This is a genomic window from Ruegeria sp. BF12 (assembly GCF_056538705.1).
The window spans coordinates 1-2,284 of the sequence record NZ_JBQFTP010000041.1; the positions used below are offsets into that span (position 1 = coordinate 1).

The window sequence follows — 2,284 nt, forward strand, 5'->3', positions numbered from 1 at the left end:
GCTAACAGGTTGAGAACCGGTGCAATCGCCGCGAACCACGGTTTGGCCGACTCCGAGATCAAGTCCGTTACAAGTATCCAAGGTAGTCCCAACGGCAGAAGGAACACCCCGGACAAAGGGTCTCGTTCCTGCCCCAACCAGCCAAATGTGCCTGTTAAGAACGCACCCAACGCCAACAGGTACAGGATAGCGAATACGATGATGGTGGTTCTGCAAACCAAGTCGAACTATCCGAAGAGCGAGCCAGTGCTGCGCAGCCGTTTCGGCTACGCAGAAGACAGGTCACAATGCGCCTTCGTCGCCCAGGAACTCGATACCAGCTGTTGCTCCATCACTGTAGGCAATACAATTCCAAGGAGCACGATCCTCACCAACGCCTACAGTGACTTGTGTTCCCGCCTCGCTAAACGCGGATGAGAGCACCACGACTTGCGAATTGTTCGTTGTGTTGGCTACATCTCGCAAACACGCCTGCTGAGCGGGTGTGAGTTCGGCGGACGCACTGGATGTACTCGTATCGTCGCAGGCCGCAAGCAGTGCGAAACATGTCGCGCCTGCAATCATCACCATCTTGTTAGACATTTTCTTCTCCCTCTGGTTCCCTTGAAATTAGTGAAATTGGATGCGCTTGTTTGAAGCTCCCGCGTCTGTGCAGCCAATTGAACATACCTTGATCCTGTGACTACCATTCCCAAAACTTGCCGCGGGGGGCTTGGTCGGCGGGAAGATATTTCGTTGACTATCGGGGCCGACAATAACGTGTGAAGGCCGAATGACGTCACTAGCAAATGCTAGAGCAAACTCTGGACAGAGGGCGAGTACGTTTAGTCTGAGCATCGCGTCCTCCCAGCGCTCAATCATTGTAAAGTGCCTTCCGACCGCCAGCACTCACTCCAGCAGTCGGAAGGGCTCGGCACAGCGAGCAGCAACGACAATAACGGAGGTAAAATAAAGTTGTGTCGAATTCGCATGTTTGAATCTAATTTCTAATAAATCAATATTTTTTCCGCGCGTAAATTTCTCTACGCTCTCGTACGATAGGCCTCTGCGCTCAAACAAAAAGGTAAGAGGGAGCATCCTTAGGGGCGAGTGTGTTCCCCTGAACGGCGAAGCGATTTGAGGCCGCAAAGAAAGAATGGAGTGAAATATGGGATTTGGTGAAGCCGTAAAAACGTGTTTCTCGAAATACTTCCAGTTCTCCGGTCGGGCTTTACGCTCAGAATACTGGTGGTTCGTCTTGTTCGTGGTTCTCGTGAGTGCTGCTTTAGCTGTGCTGGACACCATCTTATTCGGGACCAACCCCGAAACAGGGCAGGGATCACGGGTTCTGTCCTCTGTTTTCCAACTGGCCGTTCTCATACCTATGCTGGCCGCTGGTTGGAGAAGGCTGCATGATACAGGACGACCTGGCTGGTACTTGCTGCTGCCGATGGCGCTCAGCATTGTAACTCTTTTTGTTATGCTGGGTGGGGTGGCGTTCTTCTCGGTATTGGAGCAAGGGACCGAAAACCCCGATGCATTGAGAGGACCTGCGGCCGTCCTGGGCGTAACCGGTATTGTTGTTGTCTCAATTCTTCAATTGGTTCTGTCCATCCTGATGATCTGGTGGCTGACGCGACCTTCCCAAGAAGGCGCAAACGAATACGGCGCACCTGTTTCCTGACCTGGTTGCCCAGGTAACGGGCCGGAATCTCTGCTGAACGACAGTACGAACCACAACACCATGGAGAGAGAAAATGAGTTTCCAAACGATTTCCATTGGAACACTGATGATGGCAATGGCGACCACAGCATCAGCGGAGTGGTCGTTCAACTCCGGGCCTAATCCCAATGCATTTATTCAGACCGGAAACATGACGCTGGAACTTCAGTGTAACCGTATCCGCTTTGCTCCGGCTGGATACGAGGACAGCCAGGACATTGTGGATAAGCAGGGGCTTTCCATTCGATTTTTGAAGAACGGCACCACCGAAGTTGGCGCATTTCAGGTTGGCGCAGAGAACGCTGACGTGCAGATCGTCGACAATTATCCTGTCGAGGTCAGTTTCAATAGTCAGCAGGATTATGGTTTTGTGCTGGACCAGCTTGCGGCCAATGCATCGGTTAATTTGTCGATGATTGATCAAGATGTCAGTTACGGAATCTTTGACTTGAAGGGTTCCAGCTCGGCAATCCGGTCCCTTCGTTCCGCCTGCGAGTCAGATATTAACCAGGGGGCCTCCTACGAAGCGCCCGAAGGCATTGTCTATTGTGGTGGCGGGGCGATAGAGCGCGTGATCGAACC

At 52.4% G+C, this 2,284-nt stretch carries 4 protein-coding genes; 2 read left to right on the plus strand and 2 right to left on the minus strand.

Annotation, left to right across the window (positions count from 1 at the left end):
• Both ACR0J0_RS23530 and ACR0J0_RS23535 read right to left on the minus strand, forming a co-directional pair.
• Positions 1-221: hypothetical protein (locus ACR0J0_RS23530; protein WP_480666413.1), on the minus strand; the 221-nt coding region annotated here is incomplete at its 3' end.
• Between the two features lie 61 nt (positions 222-282).
• Entirely contained in the window at positions 283-582 is a 300-nt protein-coding gene (locus ACR0J0_RS23535; RefSeq protein ID WP_170337109.1) for a hypothetical protein, read from the minus strand.
• A 565-nt stretch (positions 583-1,147) separates the two neighbouring features.
• Here ACR0J0_RS23535 and ACR0J0_RS23540 point away from each other — a divergent pair.
• Both ACR0J0_RS23540 and ACR0J0_RS23545 read left to right on the plus strand, forming a co-directional pair.
• Positions 1,148-1,663: a DUF805 domain-containing protein gene (locus ACR0J0_RS23540; RefSeq protein WP_170408624.1), complete on the plus strand. Its 516-nt coding sequence runs from the start codon at positions 1,148-1,150 to the stop codon at positions 1,661-1,663.
• A 73-nt stretch (positions 1,664-1,736) separates the two neighbouring features.
• Positions 1,737-2,284: hypothetical protein (locus tag ACR0J0_RS23545; RefSeq protein ID WP_480666414.1), on the plus strand; the 548-nt coding region annotated here is incomplete at its 3' end.